The following is a 567-nucleotide window of genomic DNA, read 5'->3' as shown; positions in this document are numbered from 1 at the left end:
CTCGGTCTGTCAGGTCGATGTACCACGCCAGACACCTCGGTCGGCCCCCTCTCCCTCCGGGAGAGGGCTGGGGTGAGGGTTCTCGGCTACAGTGAAATATCCAACCAACTTCACAAGGATCGTGAAGCATGCAAACTCGCCCCACCCTAGCCCAGTTCGCTCGTCAGTTACGCGTTAACCAAACCGACTGCGAACACCTGCTCTGGCAAAAAATCCGCTCTCGCCAAATCGCCAATCTGAAATTTCGTCGGCAGTTTCCGTGCCCGCCTTACGTGCTGGATTTTTACTGTGCCGAGCTGAAATTGGCGATTGAACTGGATGGTGGTCAGCACTATGAAACGCGAGAAGTGATTCATGACCAACGCCGGACACGCTATCTGAATCAAAAGGCTATTGAAGTCGTGCGTTTCAGTAATCTGGAGGTACTTCAGCAGATGGATGAAGTACTGGAGCAGATCATACGAATTGCGGCAGTTCGAAGATTGCCCTCACCCTAACCCTCTCCCAGAGGGAGAGGGGACTGACCGGGAGATGCTCGTAATTTCCGTCGACCTGAAATTGCTTTGC

The 567-nt window shown here is 53.4% G+C and carries 1 protein-coding gene; it reads left to right on the top strand.

What is annotated here, in order from left to right:
- Positions 1-128: 128 nt before the first annotated feature.
- The gene (locus PMI23_RS28500) at positions 129-497 is read left to right on the top strand and encodes an endonuclease domain-containing protein (RefSeq protein WP_007914179.1); all 369 of its coding nucleotides are present in this window, start codon (positions 129-131) and stop codon (positions 495-497) included.
- Positions 498-567: the final 70 nt, after the last annotated feature.

It is taken from the genome of Pseudomonas sp. GM24 (genome assembly GCF_000282235.1).
Taxonomy (GTDB): Bacteria; Pseudomonadota; Gammaproteobacteria; order Pseudomonadales; family Pseudomonadaceae; genus Aquipseudomonas.
The sequence above is the reverse complement of the archived record's forward strand: the minus strand, read 5'-3'. Positions and strand labels throughout refer to the sequence as shown.